The sequence below is a fragment of the Rhodopseudomonas sp. genome, assembly GCF_013377015.1.
Classification (GTDB): Bacteria; Pseudomonadota; Alphaproteobacteria; order Rhizobiales; family Xanthobacteraceae; genus JARJEH01.
This window is the reverse complement of the sequence record NZ_JACABA010000001.1, coordinates 678,079-704,254: the sequence shown is the minus strand read 5'-3', so window position 1 is coordinate 704,254 and position 26,176 is coordinate 678,079. Positions and strand designations below refer to the sequence as shown.

Sequence of the window (26,176 nt, the reverse complement as noted above, 5' to 3'; positions counted from 1 at the left end):
CGGCGCTGGTACCACCCGACCAGAGCGAGATCGATGCAAAATGGCTGAAAAACCCAAAAAACCGCAAAAACTCCGCGCCCGACTGCCGCGCGGGCTGGCCGATCGCGGCCCCGCCGAGATCGCCGCGACGCGGGCGATGGTGGCGAAAATCCGCGAGGTCTATGAGCGCTACGGCTTCGAGCCGGTCGAGACCCCGGCGTTCGAATATACCGACACGCTCGGAAAGTTCCTGCCCGACCAGGACCGCCCCAACGAGGGCGTGTTCTCGTTCCAGGACGACGACGAACAGTGGATCAGCCTGCGTTACGATCTCACCGCACCGCTGGCGCGCTATGTCGCCGAGAATTACGGCACCGAGAACCTGGTGCTGCCCTACCGCAGCTATCGCAACGGCTGGGTGTTCCGCAACGAAAAGCCCGGCCCCGGCCGGTTCCGCCAGTTCATGCAGTTTGACGCCGACACCGTGGGCAGCGCCTCGCCGGCGGCGGACGCCGAAATGTGCATGATGGCGGCCGATACGATGGAAGCGCTCGGCGTGCCGCGCGGCAGCTATGTGGTGAAGGTGAATAACCGCAAGGTGCTCGACGGGGTGATGGAGAGCATCGGGCTTGGCGGCGACGAGAATGCGGGGCGGCGGCTGATTGTTTTGCGCGCCGTCGACAAGCTCGACAAATTCCCTATCGTTGAAGTTGAAAAGCTGCTCGGGCCTGGCCGCTGGGATGGCGGTGAAGAGGGCAAAGGCGACTTCACCAAGGGCGCCGGCCTGAGTGACGGCGACGCCCGCGCCATCGCGACCAGCTTCGGGGATCCTTCAAGCGCTGATCAAGCCGCATTTCGCTATCTGTTTGAATCCGAAACGGTGCAGAAGGCGCGAGCCGAACTCAGCGAGATTTCGAGTTTGATCGCCGCGTCGGGCTACGGCCCCGATCGCATCCGCATCGACCCCTCCGTCGTTCGCGGCCTCGAATACTATACCGGTCCGGTCTACGAGGTTGAACTGACGCTCGAGACCAACGACGAAAAAGGCCGCCCGGTTCGGTTCGGTTCGGTCGGCGGTGGCGGGCGTTATGATGGCCTCGTCTCGCGGTTCCGCGGCGAGCCCGTTCCCGCCACAGGCTTCTCGATCGGCGTATCGCGGCTGCAGGCCGCATTGACGCTGCTCGGCAAGCTCGACACCAAGCCGCAGGCCGGCCCCGTCGTGGTCACGGTGTTCGACCGCGACCGCGTTGCCGACTATCAGAAGATGGTCGCGCTGCTGCGCAACGCCAACATTCGCGCCGAACTCTATCTCGGCAATCCGAAGAACATGGGCAACCAGCTCAAATACGCCGACCGCCGTCACAGCCCGTGCGTGATCATCCAGGGCTCCGACGAGAAGAACGATCCTGCCGGGCCGCAGATCATCGTCAAGGACCTGATCCTCGGCGCCGAACTGGCGTCGCTGGAAAAGGATCGCGACGAATATCTGCAGAAGCAGGCCGAGGCGCAGCAGAAGGTGCCGGAGACCGATCTGCTCGACACGGTGCGGAAGATTCTCGACAAGCGTGGGGTGAAGTGGGGTTAGCTGTCATTCCGGGGCGCGTGCAGCGACAGCTGCGCGCGAACCCGGAATCTTGCGGCTGGTCGAGTGGCGAGATTCCGGGTTCGCTTGCCAAAGGCTCGCGCCCCGGAATGACGAGCGTAATATAGAAACGCAAACAAAGAACTGGGAGAATCGAAATGCCTGAGATCACCGTGAACATGGCCGAAGGCCGCACCGACGAGCAGAAGGCCGGGATGATGCGCGACATCACCAAGGCGCTGGTGACCCATCTCGGCGTTGATGCCGAAGCCGTGGTGATCCAGATCAACGAGGCGCCGCTGGCGCACAAGATGAAGGGCGGCCAGACTTTTGTGGAGCGCAAGGCCGCGCTGGCGAAGAAGTAGTTCGGCAGATGGACGCACGCGACTTCATCACCGTCGACATGAGCGCCGAGCGACTGCTGACGGTGACGCCGGAGCAGACGGTCCGGCATTTCGTGCCGACGATGCCGGCGGTGTTCGGCACGCCGCTGATGATCCTGGAAATGGAAATGACCTCCGGCGACGCGATCTCGCGGTTTCTGCCGGAGGGCTGGGTCACCGTCGGCACCGAGGTCGATATCCGCCATCTCGCCGCGACCCCGGTCGGCCGCATCGTGCGCACCACCGCGCGGGTCACCGCGGTCGAGCGCCGGGTGATCCGGTTCGAGGTTGAAGCGTTCGACGGCGATCAGAAGATCGGTGACGGCCGCCATGCCCGCGGCTTGGTCAATGTTGAGCAATTCACCAAGCGGTTCGGCGCGGGTTAGCGTCCCTCGCGTAGCCAGGTCGCCGCGAAGGCACCGAGCAGCAGCAGCAGGCCGATCAGGCCGGAGAACATCGGCAATACGCCGACGCCGCGCACAACGCTGGCGTCGCGCATCCGCACCCCGAGCCAGCCATCGCCGCGAAACACGCTTGAGGCCTGCACCGGAATGATCCGCGGCAGTTCGACGCCGGAGCTGTCGGCGATGCGCCGGGCGTCGCCGCCGGTGGCCTGGGTCAGCGGCTTCAGCGGCTCGGTCGACGAGGTGACTTCGGAGAACTCCTTCGGGTTGATCGGCCCGACATTGATCAGCGCCTTCAGCGTGCCGTCGGTGGCCTGCCACAGCCCGAGCTCGTCGGCCGGGGTGGTGGCGCGCCACGATCCGGGGTCGGCGGCGCTCAGCGTCAGATTGCGGGTGGCGCCGGACGGCGAAGTCACCGTGACCGGCGGCACGCCGTCGGCCATGGTCTGGCGCGAAACCACCAGATCCTTGCCCTGGGTCGACAACCGCAGCGCCTCTTCATCCAGATCGGGTTGCTTCATCAGCCAGTGCGACATCCGCCGCAGCAGGTCGAGATGCGGCCCACCGCCCTCATAGCCGCGCGCCCACAGCCAGATGTGGTCGCTGAGCAGCAGCGCGACGCGGCCCTCGCCGTAGCGCGACAGCAGCAGCAACGGCTTGCCGTCGGCGCCGGTCATCACCGGCGCGGTGGTCGGGTTGCGGGTGTCGACGGTGCGGAAGAACCGGCTCCAATGCGGCGGTTCGGTGCTTGAGCCTTCCAGCCCGCGCGTGACCGGATGGCGTTTGCCGGCGTCGGACAGATGCGCGTAGAACGGCTTCTCGGTGACGCCGACCGGCTCCGCCGGCAGCACGACGTCGAGCGGAGTGCGCCAGATGCTGGTGGTCGAGGCATAGTCGGGACCGGCCGAGACCAGGACCGCGCCGCCGTTCTTCACATAGCGCGCGATGTTGTCGAAATACGCGATCGGCAGCACGCCCTGGCGGGCGTAGCGGTCGAAAATGATCAGCTGAAACTCGTTGATCTTCTGCTGGAACAGTTCGCGGGTCGGAAACGCGATCAGCGACAATTCGTTGATCGGGGTGCCGTCCTGCTTTTCAGGCGGCCGCAGAATGGTGAAATGCACCAGGTCGACGCTGGCGTCGGACTTCAGCAGGTTGCGCCAGGTGCGCTCGCCGGCATGCGGTTCGCCGGACACCAAGAGCACCCGCAATTTGTCGCGCACGCCGTCGATCGCCACCACCGCGCGGTTGTTGACCAGCGTCAGTTCGTTCTCGACCGGCGACGCCTCGATCTCGACGATGTTGGGGCCGGCGTGCTTGATGTCGATCTCGACATTGACGGTCTGGCCAGAGAGCACGGTGCGTTCGCTGATGACGTCGCCGTCGCGGCGCACCGTCACCTTGGCGCGATCATTGACGATGCCCTGGTCGTCGAGCCGGTAGGTGATGGTCTGGGACTGGCCGACGATGCCGAACCGAGGCGCCGCGGTAATCGCGATCCGGCGGTCGCGCTCGTCCTTGCTGCCGGTGATCAGCGCGTGGACCGGCGCCTGGAAACCAAGGGCGGCGGCATTGGCCGGAATGTCATGGACCCGGCCGTCGGTGATCAGGAACGCGCCGGCGACGCGATCGGTCGGCACGTCCGACAGCGCATTGGTCAGCGCGCCGAACAGCTTGGTGCCGTCGGTCTCGCCGTCGGCCTGTCCGGCCTCGACCACGCGGACCTCGAGACCCTTGATCTGCTTCAGCCGGTTGACCAGCGCCTCCTGCGCCTGCGCGGTCTCGCGCTTGCGGTCGCCGAAATTCTGGCTCGGGCTTTTGTCGATCACCACCGCCGCCACCGACGACAGCGGCTCGCGCTCCTCGCGGGTAAATGACGGGTTCGACAGCGCCAGCAGGATCAGCGCCAACGCGCCGAGCCGCACCCACGCGCCGCGGGCGCGGCCGATCAGCAGCAGCGCCGCGATCGCCACGATCGCGGCAAGCGCGATCCACAGCACGAGTGCAGGTACCAGCGGCGCAAAGGTGATGCCGTATTGCATGATCAACACACCAACGTGCGCACGTGCCCGGCGCGGGAATATTCAAGAATCTGACGATCGCGCGTCACCACGGTCACGCAGGGAACGGTGCAGGCATCGAGCCGGGGACTACTCATTGAGCAATCTCCCTTGCTCCGCATTCCAGAGGTCGCCGGTCGGCGCCGTCAGATCGGTGTCGGGCATGATCGTGATGGTGCCGGCCATACAGCCCCAAGGATCGCTTTTCGTTTTCGGGGCCGCTTGGCGCCTCCGCTGGATCGACAACAGTAGAATTGTCACGATGGTGGCGCCGAGTGCGATCCACAGCATCGGCATGGAGACGAAAGGGGCGAAGGCGATGCCGTATTGCATCAGGCGTTAGCTCCGAAGATGGCCGGCCCCCTCTCCCATGGGGAGAGGGTTGGGGTGAGGGGGTACGGACTCTCGATAGGGCGAAACCCCTCACCCGGCGCTGCGCGCCGACCTCTCCCTATGGGAGAGGTGAAGAGCGCGCGGCTCGACTGCTGTCGCTGTTGCATCACTGTCCCAGCCTCTCGATCAGCGCAGGGGCATGGACCTGGTCGGCCTTGTAGTTGCCGGTCAGCGTGTACATCACGATGTTGACGCCGGCGCGGAACGCGAATTCGCGCTGCCGCGGTTCGCCCGGCGACAGCGGCAGCATCGGCTGGCCGTCCGGCCGCATCGCCCAGGCGCCGGCGAGGTCGTTCGAGGTGATGATGATCGGCGAGACGCCGTCGCCGCCGCGCGCTGGCCGAGAAGCGGCGTCGTCGTCCTCCTGGCGCGGCAGGGTTTCCACCCAGGTCTGGCCGGCGATGAAGCGGCCGGGGAAGTCGCGCAGCAGATAGAACGTCTTGGTCAGCACGTGTTCTCGCGGCACCGGCTCCAGTTCGGGGACATCGAGCGAGGCCAGGATGGTGCGCAGCGCGAGCATTCCGGGCGTCTGCGATTCGCCGTTCGGCCCCGGCGGCGCCTCGAGCGCGTCGCGGGTGTCGAACAGCACGGTGCCGCCCTGCTTCATGTAGGCGTCGATCCGGTTGATGGCGTCCTGCGGCGGCTTCAGCGCACCGGCGAGCACCGGCCAGTAGATCAGCGGGAAGAACGCCAGTTCGTCGTGCGCCGGATCGACCCCGACCGGCTCGCCGGCCTCCAGCGCGGTGCGCTGCGCCAGGAACAGGGTCAGCCCCGACATCCCGGCCCTGACGATCGAATCGACGTCGGCGTTGCCGGTGACGACATAAGCGAGGCGGGTCTGCGCCACCGCCTTGATGGCGAATTCGTCGTTCGCAGCTTCGGCGCGGGACGGCGAGGGTGCCGTGACGATCGCCGACAGCGCGAGCACGATCGCCAAGGCGACGGGCGCCGCGCGGCGGCGGCGCAGCAGCGCGGCAAAGCCGCCGCCGAGAAATGCGACGATGACGGCGTCGATCAGAAACAGCCCGAGCGCCGCCGACAGCAGCATGCCACGCAGGTCGCGCGGTTCGGCATTGGTGTAGCTGGCGCGCCGCGCCTTCATCGCCGAGGTATCGAGCGGCGCGAGCCGGTCGGCGGCGGCCAGCGTGTTGACCGCGAGCGGGCCGTCGGCCGGGCCGTAGAAGCCAGGCGGATGATCGAGCGTGGCGCGGTCGCGATAATCAGCGGGCAGCGGCTTGGCGGTCGAAGGCGGCGGGCCGAAGGCGCCGAAGCCGTCGAGCGTACGCAATGGCGCGACCGTCTCGGTGCTGGCGTCAGCCGCGACGCCGGCGCCGGGAGTCGACGTGTAGCCGGAAATATCGACGATTCGCCGCAGCATCTCGACGAAGGTGCCAGACATCGGCAGGTCCGACCAGCGCATATCGGCGCTGACGTGGAACAGCGTCACCAGACCCTTGCCGCGATGCTCGCCGGTCACCAGCGGGGTGCCGTCGACCAGCGAGGCCCAGCTCTTCGCCGCAAGCGTCGCGTTGGGTTCGGCCAGCACCTGGCGGTTGACGGTGATATCTTTCGGCACCGCCAGGCCGGCGAACGGGCCGTCGGCGGCGAACGCCGCCAGATGCTGCGGCTGCTCCCAGGTCAGGCTGCCGCCGAGGCTGCGGTCGCCGCGGCGAAGTTTCACCGGCACCAGATCGTCGTCGGTTTGCTGTGCCAGTCGCGGACCCGCGAACCGCACCAGCACGCCGCCCTGTTCGATCCAGCCGTTGAGGCGCTCGCGCAGCTCCGGCGACAGCGCGCCGACGTCGGCGAGCACGATCATCGGCAGCTTCTGGTCGAGAAACTGCGTGATGGCCTGTTGCGGAGCCCGATCGCCGAGCCGGACATCGGCGAACGGCGCCAGCGCCCGGGTCAGGTAGAACGTCGCCGCCAGCAACGGCTGCGCCGTGTCGGCAGTCGCGCCGGAGGCGATGCCGATGGCGCGGCGGCGCCAGCGCTTGTCGAGCAGTTGCACCGCGCCCGCGGAGCGTTCGCTGGAGATCTCCAGCCGTGCGATGTCGTTGCGCAGCTCGACCGGCAGCTCGAACGCGGCTTCGGTGTCGCGATCCTGTGGCGCGAAATTGTAGCGCGCCTCGCCGATCGGCGAGCCCTTTTGGTCGAGCGCGCGCACCACGCCGGTGTCGATGCCGCCGGTGCCGGCACGCAGCACCTTCACGATCATTTTCGCCGCGGCGTTTTCGGCCGCGGCCAGCGCATGCGCCGGCGGCGCGCCGCCTTCGACGATCGTCAGGCTGCGATCCTGGATCAATTTGCCCAGCCCCTCGACGAATTCACTGCCGCGCCCAGTGTCGACTCCGTCGGTGAGCCAGACGATCTCGGCGTCGCCGGCGGCCTTGAGAAATCGTCCGATCGCCGGGAGGGCGTCGACCCGATCAATCGCATAGGGCTTCGGCGCAAGCTGCCGCAGCGACACCCGCGCGGTGCCGCCCGGCATCAAGGTCGCATCGCGCAGCGGTTCCGACAACGGCATCAGTGCGATGCTGCGGCGGGAACTGTCGGCCTCGGCGATCAAATGATCCGCCGCGGTGATCCGCGCGTCCCAGCTCGCGGCGGCGCTCCAGCCGTCGTCGAGCAGGAGCAGCAGCGGCGCCTTGCTGCCGGCGACGCCGGTCTGCGGATTCCAGATCGGTCCGGCGAGCGCGAAGATCACCAGCGCGGCGGCGAGCAGGCGCAATGCGGTCAGCCACCACGGCGTGCGAGATGGGGTCTCTTCCTTCGGCGCGATCTCGAACAGCAACCTGGTCGGCGGGAAATCGATCCGGCGCGGGCGCGGCGGCATCACCCGCAGCAACCACCACAGCGCCGGCAGCGTGACCAGGCCCAGCAGCAGCAGCGGTTCGGCGAAGGAGAGCGGCAGGCCCATCATGCGCCGCGTCCCACTTTGACGCTGGCGCGCTCGCTGCCCTTGTTGACCATCATGCCGGCGTGCAGGAACAGCAACAGCTCGGCCGCGGAGCGGCTGGTGGTGTGGGTCGAGAACAGCCAGTCGAGCTTGCCGGTCTCGTCGCGGATCTGGTCCCGATGCAGCGCCACCCGGGCGACATAGTCAGCGGCCCATTTCTCGGCGCGGCCGGCGGTGATCATGCCGCCGCCCTCGGGCTCGACGAATTCGATCCGGCCGGAATAGGGGAAGCTCTCCTCGGCTGGATCGACCACCTGCACCAGCGTGCCGTGCGCTCCGGAGGCCGACAGTCCCGCCAGCATGGTCCTGATCTCGCCGATCGGCGACCAGAAATCCGACAGCACGACGATCTCGGCCAGCGCCGACGGCACGAAGGACGGCGGCAGGCTGGCGCGGGTGGCGGTGTCGTGAAGCATCGCCTGCGCCATCTTGTCGATGACGTTGTTGCTGGAGGTCGGATTCATCAGGCCGGGCACGCCGACCCGCTCGCCGCCGGCGACCAGCAGTTCGGCGAGCGCGAAGGTGACGATCAGCGCGCGCTCAAGCTTGCTGTCGCGCGCGGTCTTCGAGGCGAAGGCCATCGAGGCGGAACGGTCCGGCCACAGCCAGACAGTGTGCGCTGCCTCCCATTCCAACTCGCGGACGTAGAGATGGTCGTCGCGCGCCGAGCGCCGCCAGTCGACGTTCTGCGACGGCTCACCGGAGACGAAGCGGCGATATTGCCAGAAATTCTCGCCGGAACCGGCGCGGCGCCGTCCGTGCAAGCCGTGGGTGACGTTGGCGGCGATACGGCGGGCTTCCAGCATCAGGCGCGGCAACGACGCGGCCAGCGTTCGGCTTTCGCCATCTGCGCGTCGGACTGCGAGGATCTCCTGTTCTGCGTGCCCCGTCGTCGCCAATGCCATCAACCGATCCTGGACTTCAGCTGCCGGATCACGTCCGGAATCGTGCGGCCTTCGGCGCGGGCCGAGAAGGTCAGCGCCATGCGGTGCTTCAGGATCGGCTCGGCGAGGTCGAGAACGTCATCGATCGACGGCGCCAGCCGCCCGTCGAGCAAGGCGCGGGCTCGCACCGCCAGCATCAGCGACTGGCTGGCGCGCGGGCCGGGACCCCAGGCGATCAGCTTGCCGGTGTCGCCGCCATCCGGTCCCGGACGCGCCGAGCGTACCAGCGTCAGAATGGCTTCGACCACGGAATCGCCGACCGGCAACCGCCGCACCAGCCGCTGCGCGCTGATCAGCGTCTCGGCGGTCATCGCCGCCTTGGCCAAGGTTTGTTCGGCGCCGGTGGTGTCGAACAGGATGCGCCGCTCGGCGTCGCGATCCGGATAGTCGACGTCGATCTCCATCAGGAAGCGGTCGAGCTGCGCCTCGGGCAGCGGATAGGTGCCCTCCTGCTCCAGCGGATTCTGCGTCGCCAGCACATGGAACGGCTTCGGCAGATCGTGCCGGGCGCCGGCCACGGTGATGTGCTGCTCTTGCATCGCCTGCAACAGCGCCGATTGGGTGCGCGGGCTGGCGCGGTTGATTTCATCGGCCATCAGCAGCTGTGCGAACACCGGCCCGGCGATGAAGCGAAACGAGCGCTTGCCGGTGGTGCTCTCGTCCAGCACTTCGGCGCCGAGAATGTCCGAGGGCATCAGGTCGGGTGTGAACTGGACTCGCTTGGCATCGAGCCCCAGCGTCACCCCGAGGGTCTCGACCAGCTTGGTCTTGGCCAGGCCAGGAACGCCGATCAGCAGCGCATGGCCGCCGGACAGGATTGTCACCAAGGTATTTTCCACCACCCGGTCCTGACCGAAGATCACGGTGGAAATCGCGTCCTTGGCGGCGCGGATCTCGCCGGCGACCTGCTCGGCCGAGCGCACGATCACGTCTTCGAGCTTTTCGACACTGTCTGCGCCAGCCATCCGGTCTCTCCTTGCCGTCATCCGCCGCGAGGGCGTCGTCCTGTCGTGATGGTCATGCTAGGCTGTTGCGAGAGCCAAGCGAAGGCTATGGTTTCGTTGACCAAAACTATCCCCACATTATGGGCGTCGCGGGCGGTGAACCGCATCACGATGTGGAGAGTTGAAATTCGAGGCACGGCTCTGCGTTTTGCTCCAGGTTCTGAACCAGTCCCCGGTTCTACGAAAAGCATCAATCGTGCCAAACTCAGGCGACAGGGTCAGGGTAAACAATGGCGAAGCAAGGGCAGAGCGCGAACCAGAGTCTCGATGCGCTGACGATGGCTGCCCGGGATGCCGCAGCGAGTTCGTCGTCCGGCAAGGGACTGCCTCCGGTGCATCTGTGGAATCCGCCGTTCTGCGGCGATCTCGACATGCGAATTGCCCGCGATGGCACCTGGTTCTATCTCGGCAGCCCGATCGGCCGGCCGGCGCTGGTGCGGCTGTTCTCGACCATTCTGAAACGCGAGGACGGCAAGCACTTTCTCGTGACGCCCGTCGAGAAGGTCGGCATCCAGGTCGAGGACGCGCCGTTTCTGGCGGTCGAGATGGCCAAGGACGAGGACGCGCGCGGGCGGCTGCTGCGGTTCCGCACCAATGTCGACGACTGGGTGGATTGCGATTCGGCGCACCGGCTGCGCTTCGAAGCCGGTGCCGATGGCGGGTTGACGCCCTATCTGCACGTTCGTGCCGACCTTTGGGCCAAGGTGACGCGGGCTCTGTACTACGATCTGGTTGACATGGGCGAGGAGCGGGTGGTCGATGGCCGTCCGATGTTCGGGATTGCTTCCGGCGGCGACTTCTTTTCGATGGCCGACGCGGAGCAAATGAGGGAAGCGCATTGAACGAGCCGATGTTGGGGACCGATCCTGCCGCCGGCAGCGTCAGTTCGGCTGAATTTTTCGACCGCGCCCGCGAGCGCTTGCGGTTCGACGTGCCGCCGGGTCTGAACGACGCCAGCATCGTCCCGGAAAGCGGCGATCACGGCACCGACCGGATGTTGCGGATCGTCGCGAAGGAACTGCCGATCCGACCGGCGGCGGTGCTGATCCCGGTGGTCGAACACGCCGAGCCGACCGTGCTGCTGACGATGCGCGCCGCGCATATGAAGGATCACGCCAGCCAGATCGCATTCCCGGGCGGCAAGATTGATGCGACCGACCGCTCGCCGCTTGACGCCGCGCTGCGCGAGGCCGAGGAGGAAATCGGCCTCGATCGTTCCTTTGTCGATCCGATCGGCTATCTCGACCTGTACGGCACCGGATTCGGTTTCCGGATTCTGCCGACGGTGGCGCGGGTCAAGCCCGGCTTCGCGCTGACCATCAACAAGTCGGAAGTTGACGACGCCTTCGAGGTGCCGCTGGCGTTTCTGATGGATCCGGACAATCACCAGCTGCACAGAAAGGAATTCCGCGGCGCAATGCGTTCCTACTACGCGATGCCGTTCGCCGAACGCTATATCTGGGGCGCCACCGCGGGAATCCTGCGCGTGCTGTATGAGCGGATTTATCTGCCATGATTCGTCCGATCCTGACTGAAATCGGAATCTTCCTCATTCCGTTCGTGCTGTACGCGGCGTTCCTGTTCGCCAGTCGCTCCATCGTGCTGCATCGATCGTCGTGGCCGGTACATGTCGTCGGCTGGCTGGTGCTGGCGGCGCTGCTGCTCACCATCGTCAGCTTGTTGTTGCTGGTGCATTATTCCGGCGCGCCGCCGACATCGACTTATGTGCCGGCGCATGTCGAAAACGGCAAGCTCGTGCCCGGGATCGAGAAATGAACGTAAGGCCGGTGCTCAGCGACGCGCCGTGGCTCCGGTCGGGGCCGGCCGCGCGGGTGCTCGCGCTGCTCAACGGCGACGGCGAAGAGGCGAGGGTGATCGGCGGCGCGGTTCGCAACGTGCTGCTCGAGCTGCCGATCGGCGACGTCGATATCGCCACCACGGCGCTGCCCGACGAGGTGATCCGCCGCGCCAAGGCGGCCGGAATCAAGAGCGTGCCGACCGGGATCGACCACGGCACCGTCACCCTGGTGCTCGACGGCCATCCGTTCGAGATCACCACGCTGCGCGAGGATGTCGAGACTTTCGGCCGCAAGGCCAAGGTCGCGTTCGGTCGCGATTGGGTGCGCGACGCGCAGCGCCGCGATTTCACCATCAATGGCCTATCCATCTCCGCGGATGGCGTTGTGCACGACCACGTCGGTGGGCTCGACGACATCGCGGCGCGACGGGTGCGGTTCATCGGCGATCCGGATCAGCGCATCGCCGAGGATTATCTGCGCATCCTGCGGTTTTTCCGGATTCATGCCAGCTATGGCGCCGGAGAGCCTGACCGTGCCGGCTATCTGGCCTGCATTCGCGGCCGCGGCGGGCTTTCGACGCTGTCGGCCGAGCGGGTGCGGATGGAAATGCTGAAGCTGATGGTCGCGCACGGCGCGCTGGCTTCGGTGACCGCGATGGGCGAGGGCGGCTTACTGCTGGCGGTGCTCGGCGGCGTGACGTTTCACGGACCGTTCGCGGCGATGATCGCGGCGGAGCGCGCGCTTGGCCTCGATGCCGACGCGGTGCGCCGGCTCGGTGCACTGGCGGTTGCCGTCACCGAAGACGCGAGGCGGCTGGCGCAGCGGCTGCGGTTGTCGAAGGCCGAGACCAAGCGGCTGGATTCGATGGGCCATCGCTGGTGGCGGCTATCCGGCATGGACGAGGCCACCGCGCGGCGCCGGCTGTATCGGCTGGGCGAACCGCGCTTTCACGACCGGATGATGCTGGCCTGGGCGCGGGCCGGTCGCGTCGCCGATCCCGCGCGATGGCGCGAGGCGATTGCGCTGCCGCAGCGCTGGCGCGCGCCGGTGTTTCCACTCAAGGCCGCCGATTTCATCGCCCGCGGTTTCGCCCAGGGCCCGGCGCTCGGGCATCTGCTGACGCTGGCGGAAGACGCCTGGCTGGCGGCGGACTTTCCGCTAGATCCGCCGGCACTGAGCGCAATCGCCGACCAGACCGCGGCGCGGTTCACGCGCGATCAACGGCTATGACCTGTTAGCGAGCCGCCGGGCGGTGTCCCGGCGGCCGCACGCCCTGGTTCAGGCGACCTTGCTGGTCTCGTCTTCTTCGCTTTCGTCGTCGCCTTCCTCGTCATCGAGGATCTCGATTTCAGCGCGTTCGACGACGGCGAGCGGCAGAGTTTCCCGGAACAGGTCGCCTTCGTCGCCCATCCACACGCACGCGATGGCGTCTTCGTGGACTTCAGCGACCGTCATCGCCTGGCCACCGGATTTCAAAATGACGACGTCGCCTGGTCTCAGGTCCATGATCCGCTCCTGCAAATGTGTTGGCACAACAGGCACCCTAGCGATTCGTCATGACACGCCGATCACGGACAGAAATTCGCGGGCGATCGCCTTCTACCGAATGCCCAACGTCTTATGGGTCTGCAAACTGAGTCGCCATTGCGGATGGCGCAGGCAGTAATTGATCGCGCGCGTGGTGTTGTCCGCGGCGTCCGGTCCGTCCATCGGCTGCAACGAAAATCGCTCGAAGCCGAGGCCCGCGAATTGTTCGGGCGGCGCATCCTGCTGCGGATACACCAGCTTGAGTTCGTGGCCGTGCCGGACCCGCAATTCGGCGCCGGCCTTCGGGCTGACGCAGAGCCAGTCGATGCCGGCGGGCGGCTCGATCGTGCCATTGGTCTCCACGCCGATCGAGAAGCCGCGTGCATGCAGCGCATCGATCAGCGCGGCATCGAGCTGCAGCAGCGGTTCGCCGCCGGTCAGCACCACGTAACGATCCGAGGTTGATCCGACCCATTGTCCGAGGATGATGTCGGCGAGCCGTTCGGCGCTGTCATAGCGCCCGCCCAGCGTGCCGTCGGTGCCGACGAAATCGGTGTCGCAGAACTGGCAAATGGCGCCGGCGCGGTCCTGTTCGCGGCCGCTCCACAGGTTGCAGCCGGCAAACCGGCAGAACACTGCGGCACGGCCGGCATGCGCGCCTTCGCCCTGCAAGGTCAGGAAGATCTCCTTCACCGCGTAACTCACGCCATCAATCCTTCATCTCGGCGCCGGTCTGGCGCAGCGCCTCGCCGAGCACCATCGCGGCGGCCATCGCGACATTGAGCGAACGCAGCCCGGGCTGGATCGGGATCACCAGCCGCGCATCGGCCGCGGCGGCGACCTCGGCCGGCACCCCGGCCGATTCACGCCCCAGCAGCAGGACGTCCGAGGGCCGATATCGATGGTCGAGATAGCGCTGTTCGCCTTTCGTCGTAAGCAAAATCAGCCGGCAGCCGTTTTCACGGCGCCAGAGCTCGAATTTCGACCAGGAATCGTGACGCAGGATCGTCACCTGATCGAGATAGTCCATGCCGGCGCGACGGAAATGCCGGTCCGAGACCGGAAATCCGGCCGGTTCGATGATATGCGCCTCGACATTCAGGCAGGCGCAGAGCCGCAGGATGGTTCCGGTGTTCTGCGGAATGTCGGGCTGAAAAAGCGCAATCCGCATCTGCCGGTGGCCGGTAAGGTTGCCATGAAACTTATGGACTATCATCAACGTGCGCAGTTTTCATGCAATGCACACCAGTGAGCCGATACCGGGCTTGCGCTCAATCGGCAAGGGTGCCAATAGATCGATTCTGGACTGTCTGTTCCACCCGGCTGGCGTCAGAAGCGGCGATTGGCCGCGTCGGGGTTGCGGACACCGGCAGCTTCTCTCGGCCGATCGCATTGCGCGTCGCCCGGGTGGGTTCACCGGTTGCAGATATGAAAGGGCTTGGGATCGTGACGACAGAGGCTTCGGCGGAACCGACACGCCGTGATTTTCTCTTTATCGCAACGGGCGCAGTGGCCGGGGTCGGCGCAGTCGCAGCCGCATGGCCGTTCGTCTCGCAGATGAATCCGGATGCCTCGACCATCGCAGCAGGCGCGCCGATCGAAGTCGATCTGGCCCCGGTCGCGGTAGGTCAGGACATCAAGGTGTTCTGGCGCGGCAAGCCGATCTACATCATGAACCGCACCAAGAAGCAGATCGAGGAGGCGCAGTCCGTCGCGCTGTCGAGCCTGCCAGATCCGGAGACCGATAAGGCCCGGACCAAGGAAGGTCACGAGCAGTGGCTGGTGGTGATCGGCATCTGCACCCATCTCGGCTGCATCCCGATGGCCTATGAGGGCAAATACGACGGTTTCTTCTGCCCGTGCCACGGTTCGCAATACGATTCGTCGGGCCGCATCCGCCAGGGTCCCGCTCCGGCCAATCTTCCCGTCCCACCCTACCAGTTCGTCTCCGACACCAAAATCCAGATCGGCTGACGCGGATCTTCTCGATCAGCGACGCCAGAAAATTGCTTAGGATCGCACCATGAGCGGACCCTCGACCTATCAGCCACAGAGCCCCGTCATGAAGTGGCTGGAGCAGCGCCTGCCGATCGCGGGGCTGGTTCATTCCTCGTTCGTGGCCTATCCGACGCCGCGCAATCTGAACTACTGGTGGACCTTCGGCGCCATCCTGTCGATGATGCTGGCGGTGCAGATCGTCACCGGCGTGGTGCTGGCGATGCACTACACGCCGCACGTTGACATGGCCTTCGACTCGGTCGAGCGGCTGGTGCGCGACGTCAATTACGGCTGGCTGTTGCGAAACATGCACGCCGCGGGCGCCTCGATGTTCTTCATCGCGGTCTACATCCACATGTTCCGCGGCCTTTATTACGGGTCGTACAAGGCGCCGCGCGAGGTGCTGTGGATCCTCGGCGTGATCATCTACCTGCTGATGATGGCGACCGGGTTCATGGGCTACGTGCTGCCGTGGGGCCAGATGAGCTTTTGGGGCGCCACCGTGATCACCAACCTGTTCTCGGCCATTCCGCTGGTCGGCGACAGCATCGTGACGCTGCTGTGGGGCGGCTTCTCGGTCGGCAATCCGACGCTGAACCGCTTTTTCTCGCTGCATTACCTGCTGCCGTTCGTGATCGCCGGCGTGGTGGTGCTGCACGTCTGGGCGCTGCACGTTACCGGCCAGAACAACCCGACCGGCGTCGAGCCGAAGACCGAGAAGGACACCGTGCCGTTCACCCCCTACGCGACGCTGAAGGACGCGTTCGGGATGTCCTGCTTCCTGCTGTTCTTCTGCTGGTTCATCTTCTACATGCCGAACTATCTCGGCGACCCCGAGAATTACATTCCGGCCAACCCGGGCGTGACCCCCCCGCACATTGTGCCCGAATGGTACTACCTGCCGTTCTACGCGATCCTGCGCGCGATCCCGAACAAGCTGATGGGCGTCGCGGCGATGTTCGGCGCGATCCTGGTGCTGCTGTTCCTGCCCTGGCTCGACAGCTGCAAGGTGCGCTCGTCGCGCTACCGGCCGCTGGCCAAGCGGTTCTTCTGGGCCTTCGTGGTGACCTGCCTGCTGCTGGGCTGGCTGGGTGGCAAGCCGGCGGAAGGCATCTACACCATCCTGGCGCGGGTACTGACGGCGGCGTATTTCGCCTACTTCTTGATCGTGCTGCCGATGCTGAGCCGGGTGGAAAAGACCCTGCCGCTGCCGAACTCGATCGCCGATGACGTGTTGGCAAGAAGCAACGCATCCGGCGCCACAAAGGTGGCCAGTCTGGTTGCCGCTTTGGCGTTGGCCGGCGGTCTGTTGCTCGGCGGCTCCGGCAATGCCAGCGCCGCGGGATCCGAAGAGAATGTGCCGCCGTCGCTGCAGTGGTCGTTCGCCGGTCCGTTCGGCAAATACGACCGTGCGCAGCTGCAGCGCGGGTTCAAGATCTACAAGGAAGTCTGCTCGGCCTGCCATTCGATGAAGCTGCTGTCCTACCGCAACCTAGCGGATCCGGGCGGCCCCGGCTTCACTAAGGAGCAGGCCGCGGCGGTGGCGGCGGAAGCCTCGATCAAGGACGGACCGAACGACGCTGGCGATATGTTCGATCGTCCCGGCCGCCTGGCCGATCCGTTCCACTCGCCGTTCGCCAACGAGATGGCCGCGCGCTCGGCCAATGGCGGCGCCGCGCCTCCGGACATGACGCTGCTCGCCAAGGCCCGCTCCTATGATCGCGGTTTCCCGCAGTTCATCTTCGACTTCTTCACCCAGTTCCAGGAGCAGGGTCCGAACTATATCGCGGCGCTGCTGCAGGGCTATGAAGACACGCCGCCGGCCGGCTTCACTCTTCCGGATGGCTCCTACTACAACAAGTACTTCCCCGGCCACTCGATCAAGATGCCGCCGCCGATTTCCGAGGGTCAGGTGACCTATGAAGACGGCACCCCGCAGACGGTGGCGCAGTATGCGCAGGACGTGGGCTCGTTCCTGATGTGGACCGCGGAGCCGCACCTCGAGGCGCGCAAGCGGCTCGGGCTGCAGGTGATGATCTTCCTGCTGATCCTGACCGGACTGCTCTACTTCACCAAGAAGAAAATCTGGGCCGACGCCCATTGAGCGGATCGCGGTAGCCTGATGACAGAAAGCCCCTTCGGGGGCTTTTTTGTTGTGTGAGGCAATTCGACAGGGCGATTGCCTATTGCTTGCATCGCCGCCAAAATGCGGATCAGAAATACCGCAAGAGAATTCCGGAGGATCCCATGGGCACCAGCATCACCTTCAAGCGTCCCGACGGCAAGGATGCCAGCGGCTATCTCGCCAACGCCGCGCGCGGCAACGCGCCGGGAGTCGTGGTGATTCAGGAATGGTGGGGGCTGTCGGAACAGATCAAGGCTCTGACCGACCGTTTCGCGCTGGCCGGATTCGATGCGCTGGCGCCGGATCTCTATAACGGCGTGGTGGTGCCGTATCACGACACTGAGGCCGCCAACAGGGAAATGGGGTCGCTCGATTTCATCGATGCGACCACGCAGACCGTGCGCGGTGCCGCCGCCTATCTGGCGCGCAACGGCGCCAAGGTCGGACTGACCGGCTTCTGCATGGGCGGAGCGGTGACCATCATCGGCGCCTGCAAGATTCCCGAGCTCAGCGCCGGGGTGGCGTTCTACGGCATTCCGCCGGAGCAGGCCGCCAAGCCCGCCGACGTCAAGATTCCGCTGCAGGGTCATTTCGCCAGCCGCGACGACTGGTGCACGCCGGCGGTGGTCGACGCGTTCGAGAAGGGGTTAAAGGCGGCCGGCAAGACCGCCGAGTTCTTCCGCTACGAGGCAGACCATGCCTTCGTCAACGAGCAGCGCGCCGCGGTGCATGACCGCGAGGCGGCGGAACTCGCATGGGGCCGCGCCACGGCGTTCTTCCACAAGCATCTCGGTTAGTCGTCCACCCCGAAATTCTACGAGGGTCGTAACCAATGCGAAACGACGCGGCGAGCGACCCTGTCACCGGTAAAATTTGAGCGAACGGCTGAACATTTGACTGAAGGCTTGCTGCGATAACGCTGTCTCACGCCGCAAGGACAGCTATGGACGAGAAATCAACAAGGCCCGGACGCAACATCGTCGACTTCGTCAACTATCAGCGCGCCTTGCGTGCCAGCGAACCGTCGGCGATCAGCAATCGGTGTTGCCGGCACTGCGGCGCTGGCCTCGCCGAAGGTGAGTCGGAGGACGATTGCTCGACCGCCGGCATCGTCGTCGAGCGTCCCGGCTGGGCGCGCCCACCGCGCCGCTATCGCGCCGACTGAGCCCGCCAGACCCGCGGTTCAGACGTGCTGGCCGCCGTTGATGTGGATCTCGGCGCCGTTCACGTAAGACGAGGTCTCCGTGCACAGCACGTAGATGATCTTCGCCACCTCGTCCGGGGTGCCGAGCCGGCGCAACGGGATCTGTTCCTCGACGATCTTGTCGGTGCCGGGCGACAGGATCGAGGTGTCGATCTCGCCCGGCGCGATCGAATTGACCCGGACCCCGATGCGGCCGAAATCCGACGCCATTTCCCGCGTCAACGAGGCCAGCGCCGCCTTCGAGGTGGCGTAGGCGGCGCCCGCGAACGGATGCACCCGCGAGCCGGCGATCGAGGTGACGTTGACCACCGATCCTTTAGCCGCCTTCAATTCGTCGATCAGGCCGCGCGCCATCATGATTGGCGCGAAGAAGTTGACGTGGAAGACGTGCTCCCAAGTATCCATTTCGGTGTCGATCGAGCCGAGCCGGGCACCGCCGGCGGCCTTCGGCGAGATCGCGGCGTTGTTGACCAGGGCGTGCAACTGTCCGCCATCCAGCCGCTCGCGGATTTCGGCGATGCCGCGCAGGGTATCGGCGCGGTTGCCGAGGTCGATCTGGATGTGATCCTCGGGGCCGGCGCCCCACGGGCATTCTTCCGGGAACGGATGCCGCGAACAGGTGATGACGCGCCAGCCGGCGCTGGAAAACCGGATCACAGTGGCATGGCCGATGCCGCGGCTGGCGCCGGTCAGGATCATGGTCCGTCGCTGGGCGTTGCTGTCGGAGGTTGCGCTCGCTGACCTTGGTCTGGTGGAGTCGGGGCTCATGGATACAGCCTTGTCTTGGTCCAGGGGGCATCGGAGGTCCCGCGGCGGAATTCGATGCGGTCGTGTAGACGGAATGGCCGATCGTGCCAGAATTCGAATTGCGCCGGCGCAATTCGCCAGCCGCTCCAGCCCGGCGGGCGCGGCACCTCGCCGACGAGATGACGGGCCGCCACCTTGGCGATCGCCTGTTCGAAGGCAAAGCGGCTTTCGAGCGGTTGCGATTGTTTGCTGGCCCAGGCGCCGATCTGGGCCTGCTTCGCCCGGCTGGCGAAATAGGCGTCGGCCTCGGCGGCGCTGACCGGCGTGACGCCGCCGCGGACGCGGACCTGCCGACGCAGCGATTTCCAGTGAAAAAGCAGCGCCGCTTTCGGGTTGGCGGCGAGTTCGCGACCCTTCTGGCTAGCGATGTGGCTGTAGAACACGAAGCCCTCGGCGTCGTAGCCCTTCATCAGCACCATCCGGACGTCGGGCAGGCCGTCGGCATCAACGGTGGCGAGCGCCATCGCGTTGGGGTCGTTGGGTTCGGCCGCCGCGGCCTCGGCAAACCACTCGGCGAACAGCCCAAAAGGCTCCTCGGCCGCGGTGAAATCACCGGACGTTAACGGAGTTGGGTGTTTGATGGAGGAGGTATCGCTCATGCGAGGATTTCCGAGTTGCGCTTCACCGCGGTCCAGAACGCGTTGCAGATTCTATGTAGGTCAGACCTATATAGGGCACGACAAGGCGTTGGCCTATCCGCGATCGGGCCGCTGGCCGCAACGATGATAGCGATTCTAATCGGCTCCGGCGTCGGCGGTTGCAGCGTAGCGCGTAACGATGCGGCATTCGCGCAGATGGAGGACAACGCCAAGGACTTCACCGGGTCGATCGCCGCCATGACCCCTGGTCTGGCGGCGTCGCCGAGCAGCCCGACCGAGGCCGATCTCGCCCTGACGCGCAACGCCGCCTCCGACGTGCTGACCAAGGGAGACAAGGATTCCAGTCAGCCATGGGAAAATCCGGCGACCGGCGCACGCGGCTCGGTGACGCCGGTGGCGGCGGCCTACACCACGGACGGGCGCACCTGCCGGGATTTTCTGGCGAGCTATGTCAAGGACAGATCGGAGAGCTGGCTGCAAGGTGCGGCATGCAAGTCCGCCCAGGGCCGCTGGGAGATCCACACGCTGAAGCCCTGGCGGCGGAGTTGAAATCGGTGCGCTGAGTCGACCGAAACCAGTTGCAAAAATGACACGAAGCCCCCAGATGAATGCGGGCAGGGCCTTCGGGCCGGATAGTTTCGATTCGAGTTTAGTGAATTCCCTGAAGGAGAAGTGACGGATGCGCGACCCCTATGAGGTCCTGGGGGTGCAGCGGGACGCCAGCGCTGCGGCTATCAAGAGCGCCTATCGCAAGCTGGCCAAGAAGCATCACCCGGACAACAACAGGAACGATCCGAAATCCGCGGCGCGGTTTTCGGAGGTGAACTCGGCTAACGAGATCATTGGCGACGAGGACAAGCGCAAGCAGTTCGATCGCGGCGAGATCGATGCCGAGGGCAAGCCGCGGTTCCAGGGCTTTCCCGGCGGCGGGCGCGGACGCGGGCCTTCGCCCGGCGCGGGCTTTGAGCAAACTTTCCGCACCAGCGGCGGCCCCGGCGGTATGGGCGGTGGTGCCGGCTTCGAGGACATCCTCAACAGCATGTTCGGCGGGGCCGCGGCCGGCCGTGGCGCGCGCGGCGGCCAGACTTTCGATTTCGATACCGGAGGCCTGGCGGCCGATCTCGATCTCAACGTCGCGATGACGGTGTCGCTGGAAGAAGCCGTCAAGGGCACCGAGAAGCGAGTCCGGCTGCCGACCGGCAAGGAACTCAATGTCAAGATTCCGGCCGGCGTGGTCTCTGGCCAGCAGATCCGGCTGCGCGGGCAGGGCGAGACCGCCCCCGGACACCGCCCCGGCGATCTGCTGATCACCGTCACCATCGCCACCCATCCGTTCTTCAAGGTGGACGGCAGCGATCTGCGGGTTGACCTGCCGATCACGCTGTATGAGGCCGTGCTGGGCGGCAAGGTCCGGGTGCCGACCCTGACCGGTGCGATCGAACTATCGATCCCGAAGAACACCTCGAGCGGGCGAATCTTTCGGCTCAAGGGCAAAGGCATGCCGAAAGCCGGAAGCGCCAGCGGCGACCTGTTCGTCACCATGCGGATCGTATTGCCGGACGGCCACGACGCCGAACTCGAAGCCTTGATGCAGAAGTGGCGCGACGACCATCCCTACCATCCGCGTAGCGAGATCGGGTAGTTGCAGTTACCGGCCGTAAAAAGTACGGCCTCGACCGGGGGATCAGCGCGTCACCCCGGTCAAGGCCGCGTGCGTCGATCGGCGGATCAGACGCAGGTCAATTAATCGTTATCACCCGGGACGATATTGAGGCGCGCTGGTGGTTTGATTCGCGATTATCGATGTCGGAATTTGGACGCTGCGCCTGCTCACAACGGCATGCACGTCCAGTTACCCCCCGCTCTTCTCAGTCTGATCGTATACCAGCCGCGCGACCTGGCTGAGCCGGTCCTTGTCGGTCGGGCCGGACAACACGTAGCCAACGCCGCGGTCGGCCCAGAAATACGCGCCGTCGATGTCGTGGGTAGCGTAGCGCATCTGGGTTTCCGCGGTGGCGGCGCGCGAGGTGTAGAGCGTGAAGCGCTCGCCGCTGGCGCTCTCATACATCAGGAATGCGGCCGGCGCCTGAGGTCCGGGTAGCAGCCGCCCGCCGACCAGCTTCAGGCCGGTGGCGTCGAGCTCCGGCGCCTTCAGTTCATAGCCGACGCGCTTCGACAGCCATTGCTGCAGATGCGCACGTTCGCTTCCCGCGACCTCGACCGGATGGCGGACCTCGACGACGTAGAGCCGGTGCGCGTCCAGCGCATCGAGTGTAAAATTCTGGAACGTGGAGGGCGTCGCCGCGGCGCCATGCGCGAACCAGCCGACGCCGCCGCCGAGCACGAACGCCGCCAGCGTTGCGGCGATTGCGCCTGCGATCCATTTGCGCGGCTGTCGGGTCAGTCGTTCGATATCGAGCCGCGGCGGCACCGCCTCGTCCAGAATGAAATCGTAGCGCGCGTGCAGCGCCTCGGCCATCGCGCGCCACGATGCCACCCGCTGGGCGTCCTCCGGATGGGCCGCCAGCCACGCCTCGACGTCGGAATGCCGTTCGGCCGGCAGTTCGTTGTCGACGAAGGCGTGCAGTTCGTCCTCGGTGACGGGGATAATTCTGTCGGTCATCGGCGTGGTCTCTGGGTGGTCGGGATGTTGGCTGCGCGGACTTCTTTTCCCTCCCCCTTGCGGGGAGGGTGGCCGGCCGAAGGCCGGTCGCGCGGGGGTGCCACGGGCGCAGTGCTCGTCGCACCCCCACCCCGGCCTCGGCTCCGTCGATGCTTCGCATCGCCTCGCTCGGCCGACCCTTCCCGCAAGGGGGAGAGAGACCATTGCTGCATCGTTTCAAACTGGCCCATCATCGTCCTCACTTCACCCGTCGCAGCGGGGCGCGCTCGCCTTCGAGGAAGGCGCGGACTGAGGCGCGGGCGCGGGCGAGGCGGGACATCACGGTGCCGATCGGCACACCCTGGATGTCGGCGACCTCGCGGTAGCTGAGGCCCTCCAGCATCACCAGCAGCAGCACCGAGCGCTGGTCCTCGACCAGCGTTGCCAGCGCGCGGGCGATGTCGCGGCCCTCGGCTTCGGTGCCGCTGGCGTCGACGCTGGCATCGGGGCCAGAGTCGTTGAGCGGCATCATGGTCGGCCGCCGCGCCAGCGAGCGCCGGCGGTTGCGGTTTAGATTGGTCAGGATGGTGTAGAGCCAGCTGCGCAGGTCACCGCCGAGAAACAGCCGCTCCGATCGCAACGCCCGCACCAGAGTATCCTGCACCAGATCGTCGGCGATGTCGGCGTCGCGCGCCAGCGCTCGCGCGTAGCGCCGCAACGTCGGAATCATGGCTTCGACATCGTCGCGAAACTGGTTCATCGGATCCCGATCGTCCGCATCCGGACACAATCGCCGCGCTCGCCCGAAAAATCCGGCGGCGAACGCCCTTGCAGCATAACACCGCGACGAAGGTCCTATTCCGCGCAATGCTGCCGGGCCCCAAACCGCTGAATTCGGCCGTGGATTTGGGCTATACCAAGGCTGACCGCTGGTGTACCTCCAGACTCGATCAAGGCGATGGGAAACGGAATGACGGCAGATTCAGGCCTGATGAAGGGCAAGCGTGGGGTCATCTTCGGCCTGGCCAATAACCGCTCGATCGCCTGGGGCATCGCCAAGGCCTGCCGCGCCCAGGGCGCCGAGATCGCGCTGACCTGGCAAGGCGACGCGCTGCGCAAGCGGGTCGAGCCGCTGGCCGCGGAACTCGGCGGCCTGCTGCTCGGGCACTGCGACGTCACCGAGCCCGCGACGATCGATGCCGCGTTCGACATCCTGAAGGAGAAGTGGGGCACGATAGATTTCGTGGTCCACGCCGTGGCGTTCTCCGACAAGGACGAATTGGTCGGCCGCTATGTCGAGACCACTGCCGATAATTTTTCCAAGACCATGCTGGTCTCCTGCTATTCGCTGACCGCGATCACCCAGCGCGCCGAAAGACTGATGCCCGACGGCGGCTCGATCGTGACGCTGACCTATTACGGCGCTGAGAAGTGGATGCCGCACTACAACGTGATGGGCGTCGCGAAGGCGGCGCTGGAGGCCAGCGTGCGCTATCTCGCCGCCGACCTCGGCGAGAAGAACATCCGCGTTAACGCGATTTCGGCGGGACCGATCAAGACGCTGGCGGCATCCGGGATCGGCGACTTCCGCTACATCCTGAAATGGAACGAATACAATTCACCGATGCGCCGCACCGTGACCATCGACGAGGTCGGCGACAGCGCGCTGTATCTGTTGTCGGACCTGTCGCGCGGCGTCACCGGCGAAGTCCACCATGTCGATTCCGGCTATCACGTGGTCGGCATGAAGGTGCCGACCGCCCCCGACATCACGTTGGCGAAGGACTAAGCGTTCACGCCCTCGTTCGCATTCGTCTTGGCTTGTTCCGCGCATTCACGTCTTTCAAGCGGTGCATTTGTCGACGACATGGATGGCCGGGACGAGCCCTGCCATGACGGGTTGATGGTCCTCGTTCCGAATTGATTTCGCAAATGCCCACGATCTACTACATCCGCCACGGCGAGACCGACTGGAACGCGTCCGGTCGGTTTCAGGGCACCCAGGACATTCCGCTGAACGACAAGGGCCGACTGCAGGCTGTCGCCGCGGGCGGGCGGCTCGGCCAGCTGCTGGCGAAGGAAGGCCACGATCCGGCGTCGCTCGCCTATGTGGCGAGCCCGCTCGGCCGCGCCCGCGTCACCATGGAATTGCTGCGCGGCGCCATGAGCCTGCCGCCGCCGGACTACGCGGTCGATGAGCGGCTGCGCGAAATCACCTACGGTGCCTGGGAAGGCTTCACGCTCAAAGAGATGGAGCACTCGGACGCCGAGGTCTATGCGGCGCGCCACGCCGACCGCTGGAACGTTGCGCCGTTGCGGGGCGAGAGCTATGCCAGCCGGCTGCCGTTCATTGCCGACTGGTTGAACTCGGTCACCGCCGACACCGTCGCGGTCGGCCATGTCGGGACCTGCCGCACGCTGCTGGTCGCGCTCGGCCTGAAGACACCGGCGGAAGCGCTGGAAGGCCCGATCCTGCAGGGCGCGGTCTATGAATTCAAAGATGGTGGGCTGACGATCTTCCAAGGCGAGGCCGTTTGACCGCCCCGGAACGGCGCGTTACCACAGCCCTTGGGTCTTCTTCGCGCGGGCAAACACCATGTCGTTCAATACTTTCGGCCACATGTTCAGGGTCACGACGTTCGGCGAGAGCCACGGCGTCGCGATCGGCTGCGTGGTCGACGGCTGTCCGCCATTGCTGCCGCTGAGCGTCGAGGAGATCCAGCGCGATCTCGATCGCCGCCGGCCGGGCCAGTCGCGCTTCACCACCCAGCGCCAGGAAGCCGATCAGGTCAAAATCCTGTCCGGCGTGATGGCGCATCCGGAAACCGGTGCGCAGGTCACCACCGGCACGCCGATCGCGCTCTTGATCGAGAATACCGACCAGCGCTCCAAGGACTATTCCGATATCAAGGACAAGTATCGTCCCGGCCACGCCGACTTCACCTATGAGGCGAAATACGGCATCCGCGATTATCGCGGCGGCGGCCGTTCCTCGGCGCGCGAGACCGCCAGCCGTGTCGCCGCCGGCGCGATCGCCCGCAAGGTGGTGCCCGGCATCACGATCCGCGCGGCGCTGGTGCAGATGGGGCCGCACAAAATCGATCGCGACAAGTGGGACTGGGACGAGGTCGGCAACAATCCGTTCTTCTGCCCGGATAAGGACAAGGCCGCGTTCTTCGAGGACTATCTCGACGGCATCCGCAAATCCGGCTCCTCGATCGGAGCGGTGATCGAAGTGGTGGCCGAAGGCGTGCCGGCGGGCTGGGGCGCGCCGATATACGCCAAGCTCGACGCCGATCTCGCCGCGGCGCTGATGAGCATCAACGCCGTCAAGGGCGTCGAGGTCGGCGACGGTTTTGCCACCGCGGCTCTCACCGGCGAAGAGAACGCCGACGAGATGCGGACCAGCAATCACGGCCCGGTGTTTCTCTCCAACCATGCCGGCGGGATTCTCGGCGGCATCTCCACCGGGCAGCCGGTGGTGGCGCGGTTCGCGGTGAAGCCGACCTCGTCCATTTTGGCGCCGCGCCGGACTATCGATCGCGAAGGCCACGACACCGACATTCTGACCAAGGGGCGCCACGATCCCTGCGTCGGGATCCGCGCGGTGCCGGTCGGCGAGGCGATGGTCGCCTGCGTGCTGGCCGACCACTTTTTGCGCCATCGCGGCCAGGTCGGGTAGCGCCGTCATTGCGAGCCGATGGTCGGCGCGAAGCGTCGCCCGTCGAGCGAAGCAATCCAGGGGCAGCGCGCTCAGCGCTGGATTGCTTCGTCGCAACGGTTCCTCGCAATGACGATTTCAAGCAT

General features: G+C 65.9%; 28 protein-coding genes. 16 read left to right on the top strand and 12 right to left on the bottom strand.

The window, feature by feature from the left end; translation table 11 throughout:
- Nucleotides 1–40 precede the first annotated feature (40 nt).
- From hisS to HXX15_RS03420, 3 genes are all read left to right on the top strand, one after another.
- The gene (gene hisS, locus HXX15_RS03430) at nucleotides 41–1,564 is read left to right on the top strand and encodes a histidine--tRNA ligase (RefSeq protein ID WP_296512673.1); all 1,524 of its coding nucleotides are present in this window, start codon (nucleotides 41–43) and stop codon (nucleotides 1,562–1,564) included.
- Between the two features lie 155 nt (nucleotides 1,565–1,719).
- Nucleotides 1,720–1,926: a tautomerase family protein gene (locus HXX15_RS03425; RefSeq protein ID WP_296512671.1), complete on the top strand. Its 207-nt coding sequence runs from the start codon at nucleotides 1,720–1,722 to the stop codon at nucleotides 1,924–1,926.
- Nucleotides 1,927–1,934: 8 nt separating this feature from the next.
- Nucleotides 1,935–2,330: a thioesterase family protein gene (locus HXX15_RS03420; RefSeq protein ID WP_296512667.1), complete on the top strand. Its 396-nt coding sequence runs from the start codon at nucleotides 1,935–1,937 to the stop codon at nucleotides 2,328–2,330.
- Here the strand turns inward: HXX15_RS03420 and HXX15_RS03415 are convergent.
- From HXX15_RS03415 to HXX15_RS03395, 5 genes are all read right to left on the bottom strand, one after another.
- Nucleotides 2,327–4,390: a hypothetical protein gene (locus tag HXX15_RS03415; RefSeq protein WP_296512665.1), complete on the bottom strand. Its 2,064-nt coding sequence runs from the start codon at nucleotides 4,388–4,390 to the stop codon at nucleotides 2,327–2,329. The genes HXX15_RS03420 and HXX15_RS03415 overlap by 4 nt on opposite strands.
- Before the next feature lie 108 nt (nucleotides 4,391–4,498).
- Complete coding sequence (locus HXX15_RS03410) at nucleotides 4,499–4,741, bottom strand: hypothetical protein (protein ID WP_296512664.1); 243 nt, start codon at nucleotides 4,739–4,741, stop codon at nucleotides 4,499–4,501.
- A 166-nt stretch (nucleotides 4,742–4,907) separates the two neighbouring features.
- Nucleotides 4,908–7,724: a DUF4159 domain-containing protein gene (locus tag HXX15_RS03405; RefSeq protein WP_296512662.1), complete on the bottom strand. Its 2,817-nt coding sequence runs from the start codon at nucleotides 7,722–7,724 to the stop codon at nucleotides 4,908–4,910.
- On the bottom strand, nucleotides 7,721–8,665 hold the full coding sequence (locus HXX15_RS03400) for a DUF58 domain-containing protein (protein ID WP_296512660.1): 945 nt from the start codon (nucleotides 8,663–8,665) through the stop codon (nucleotides 7,721–7,723). Before HXX15_RS03400 ends, HXX15_RS03405 begins: the two co-directional genes overlap by 4 nt.
- A complete protein-coding gene (locus HXX15_RS03395; protein WP_296512658.1) occupies nucleotides 8,665–9,669 on the bottom strand; it encodes a MoxR family ATPase in 1,005 nt (334 codons plus the stop codon). The genes HXX15_RS03400 and HXX15_RS03395 overlap by 1 nt, the downstream gene beginning before the upstream one ends.
- A gap of 269 nt (nucleotides 9,670–9,938) precedes the next feature.
- Here HXX15_RS03395 and HXX15_RS03390 point away from each other — a divergent pair, with 269 nt between their 5' ends.
- The 4 genes from HXX15_RS03390 to HXX15_RS03375 are packed head-to-tail and all read left to right on the top strand — an operon-like array spanning nucleotide 9,939 to nucleotide 12,737.
- Nucleotides 9,939–10,550: a DUF1285 domain-containing protein gene (locus tag HXX15_RS03390; protein WP_296512656.1), complete on the top strand. Its 612-nt coding sequence runs from the start codon at nucleotides 9,939–9,941 to the stop codon at nucleotides 10,548–10,550.
- Nucleotides 10,551–10,558: 8 nt separating this feature from the next.
- The gene (locus HXX15_RS03385) at nucleotides 10,559–11,224 is read left to right on the top strand and encodes a CoA pyrophosphatase (RefSeq protein ID WP_296512654.1); all 666 of its coding nucleotides are present in this window, start codon (nucleotides 10,559–10,561) and stop codon (nucleotides 11,222–11,224) included.
- On the top strand, nucleotides 11,221–11,484 hold the full coding sequence (locus HXX15_RS03380; protein WP_296512652.1) for a DUF6111 family protein: 264 nt from the start codon (nucleotides 11,221–11,223) through the stop codon (nucleotides 11,482–11,484). The genes HXX15_RS03385 and HXX15_RS03380 overlap by 4 nt, the downstream gene beginning before the upstream one ends.
- Nucleotides 11,481–12,737 carry a CCA tRNA nucleotidyltransferase gene (locus tag HXX15_RS03375; protein WP_296512650.1) on the top strand — a complete coding sequence of 419 codons (1,257 nt, stop codon included), beginning with the start codon at nucleotides 11,481–11,483 and terminating at the stop codon, nucleotides 12,735–12,737. The genes HXX15_RS03380 and HXX15_RS03375 overlap by 4 nt, the downstream gene beginning before the upstream one ends.
- Nucleotides 12,738–12,785: 48 nt before the next feature.
- Here the strand turns inward: HXX15_RS03375 and HXX15_RS03370 are convergent, their stop codons facing one another.
- The 3 genes from HXX15_RS03370 to HXX15_RS03360 form a co-directional block, all read right to left on the bottom strand.
- Nucleotides 12,786–13,013: a DUF2158 domain-containing protein gene (locus HXX15_RS03370; RefSeq protein ID WP_296512648.1), complete on the bottom strand. Its 228-nt coding sequence runs from the start codon at nucleotides 13,011–13,013 to the stop codon at nucleotides 12,786–12,788.
- Between the two features lie 93 nt (nucleotides 13,014–13,106).
- The gene (gene queE, locus HXX15_RS03365; RefSeq protein ID WP_296512646.1) at nucleotides 13,107–13,739 is read right to left on the bottom strand and encodes a 7-carboxy-7-deazaguanine synthase; all 633 of its coding nucleotides are present in this window, start codon (nucleotides 13,737–13,739) and stop codon (nucleotides 13,107–13,109) included.
- Nucleotides 13,740–13,743: 4 nt separating this feature from the next.
- The gene (locus HXX15_RS03360; RefSeq protein WP_296512644.1) at nucleotides 13,744–14,205 is read right to left on the bottom strand and encodes a tRNA (cytidine(34)-2'-O)-methyltransferase; all 462 of its coding nucleotides are present in this window, start codon (nucleotides 14,203–14,205) and stop codon (nucleotides 13,744–13,746) included.
- 275 nt (nucleotides 14,206–14,480) lie between these two features.
- Between HXX15_RS03360 and petA the strand changes: the two genes are divergently transcribed.
- The 4 genes from petA to HXX15_RS03340 all read left to right on the top strand — a co-directional run bounded on the left by petA (nucleotide 14,481) and on the right by HXX15_RS03340 (nucleotide 18,322).
- Nucleotides 14,481–15,008 (top strand): ubiquinol-cytochrome c reductase iron-sulfur subunit, encoded by a 528-nt coding sequence (gene petA, locus HXX15_RS03355; RefSeq protein WP_296512640.1) that lies wholly within the window; start codon nucleotides 14,481–14,483, stop codon nucleotides 15,006–15,008.
- 49 nt (nucleotides 15,009–15,057) lie between these two features.
- Complete coding sequence (locus HXX15_RS03350) at nucleotides 15,058–17,136, top strand: cytochrome c1 (RefSeq protein WP_296512638.1); 2,079 nt, start codon at nucleotides 15,058–15,060, stop codon at nucleotides 17,134–17,136.
- Between the two features lie 143 nt (nucleotides 17,137–17,279).
- Nucleotides 17,280–17,954, top strand: coding sequence for a dienelactone hydrolase family protein (locus tag HXX15_RS03345; protein ID WP_296512636.1), 675 nt, complete (start codon nucleotides 17,280–17,282; stop codon nucleotides 17,952–17,954).
- A 146-nt stretch (nucleotides 17,955–18,100) separates the two neighbouring features.
- Complete coding sequence (locus HXX15_RS03340; protein WP_296512634.1) at nucleotides 18,101–18,322, top strand: hypothetical protein; 222 nt, start codon at nucleotides 18,101–18,103, stop codon at nucleotides 18,320–18,322.
- A gap of 18 nt (nucleotides 18,323–18,340) precedes the next feature.
- On the opposite strand, the gene HXX15_RS03335 is transcribed toward HXX15_RS03340, so the two are convergent.
- Entirely contained in the window at nucleotides 18,341–19,129 is a 789-nt protein-coding gene (locus HXX15_RS03335; RefSeq protein WP_296512631.1) for an SDR family oxidoreductase, read from the bottom strand.
- Nucleotides 19,126–19,767 carry a pyridoxamine 5'-phosphate oxidase gene (gene pdxH, locus HXX15_RS03330; protein ID WP_296512629.1) on the bottom strand — a complete coding sequence of 214 codons (642 nt, stop codon included), beginning with the start codon at nucleotides 19,765–19,767 and terminating at the stop codon, nucleotides 19,126–19,128. Before pdxH ends, HXX15_RS03335 begins: the two co-directional genes overlap by 4 nt.
- A 15-nt stretch (nucleotides 19,768–19,782) precedes the next feature.
- Here pdxH and HXX15_RS03325 point away from each other — a divergent pair, with 15 nt between their 5' ends.
- Together HXX15_RS03325 and HXX15_RS03320 are read left to right on the top strand one after the other, a co-directional pair.
- A complete protein-coding gene (locus HXX15_RS03325) occupies nucleotides 19,783–20,316 on the top strand; it encodes an RT0821/Lpp0805 family surface protein (protein WP_296512627.1) in 534 nt (177 codons plus the stop codon).
- A 130-nt stretch (nucleotides 20,317–20,446) separates the two neighbouring features.
- A complete protein-coding gene (locus HXX15_RS03320) occupies nucleotides 20,447–21,409 on the top strand; it encodes a DnaJ C-terminal domain-containing protein (protein ID WP_296512624.1) in 963 nt (320 codons plus the stop codon).
- A gap of 210 nt (nucleotides 21,410–21,619) precedes the next feature.
- On the opposite strand, the gene HXX15_RS03315 is transcribed toward HXX15_RS03320, so the two are convergent.
- Complete coding sequence (locus HXX15_RS03315; RefSeq protein WP_296512622.1) at nucleotides 21,620–22,390, bottom strand: anti-sigma factor; 771 nt, start codon at nucleotides 22,388–22,390, stop codon at nucleotides 21,620–21,622.
- Between the two features lie 238 nt (nucleotides 22,391–22,628).
- The gene (locus tag HXX15_RS03310; protein ID WP_296512619.1) at nucleotides 22,629–23,129 is read right to left on the bottom strand and encodes a sigma-70 family RNA polymerase sigma factor; all 501 of its coding nucleotides are present in this window, start codon (nucleotides 23,127–23,129) and stop codon (nucleotides 22,629–22,631) included.
- Between the two features lie 210 nt (nucleotides 23,130–23,339).
- Between HXX15_RS03310 and fabI the strand changes: the two genes are divergently transcribed.
- The 3 genes from fabI to aroC all read left to right on the top strand — a co-directional run bounded on the left by fabI (nucleotide 23,340) and on the right by aroC (nucleotide 26,051).
- Nucleotides 23,340–24,158 carry an enoyl-ACP reductase FabI gene (gene fabI / locus HXX15_RS03305; protein ID WP_296512617.1) on the top strand — a complete coding sequence of 273 codons (819 nt, stop codon included), beginning with the start codon at nucleotides 23,340–23,342 and terminating at the stop codon, nucleotides 24,156–24,158.
- A 143-nt stretch (nucleotides 24,159–24,301) separates the two neighbouring features.
- Entirely contained in the window at nucleotides 24,302–24,907 is a 606-nt protein-coding gene (locus HXX15_RS03300) for a histidine phosphatase family protein (RefSeq protein ID WP_296512614.1), read from the top strand.
- Between the two features lie 58 nt (nucleotides 24,908–24,965).
- Nucleotides 24,966–26,051: a chorismate synthase gene (aroC, locus tag HXX15_RS03295; RefSeq protein ID WP_296512612.1), complete on the top strand. Its 1,086-nt coding sequence runs from the start codon at nucleotides 24,966–24,968 to the stop codon at nucleotides 26,049–26,051.
- Nucleotides 26,052–26,176 lie beyond the last annotated feature (125 nt).